Here is a 267-nt window from a genome sequence, read left to right on the forward strand (position 1 = left end):
GGTTTGCCGGACTTGGCAGTCATCACGCCGGCTAAATTAAAAGTGCCGTAGAGAGAGCCTGACTTCGCCGCCAGCCGAGTTTTCAGCGGCTCATGCCGGATACTCTGGCGGTAACGCAGGGTGCCTGTTTCGCCAGAAATAGGTAAGTCAGCAAGCAGGTTCAGGCTGTCATTATGCTGATAGATGTAAGCCATTACTTTCATCATATCGCTGGCCATGATGCGGTTGTCCCGGGATAGGCCAGAACCGTCGGCCAGTACCGCCCGG

1 protein-coding gene is annotated in these 267 nt (G+C 55.4%); it reads right to left on the bottom strand.

Annotated elements, in window-relative coordinates; translation table 11 throughout:
* Nucleotides 1-267 (bottom strand): D-alanyl-D-alanine carboxypeptidase (locus ACYP03_RS26445; protein WP_459782732.1); only part of this gene is annotated, 267 nt, incomplete at both ends.

This window comes from Photobacterium sp. R1 (genome assembly GCF_054600795.1).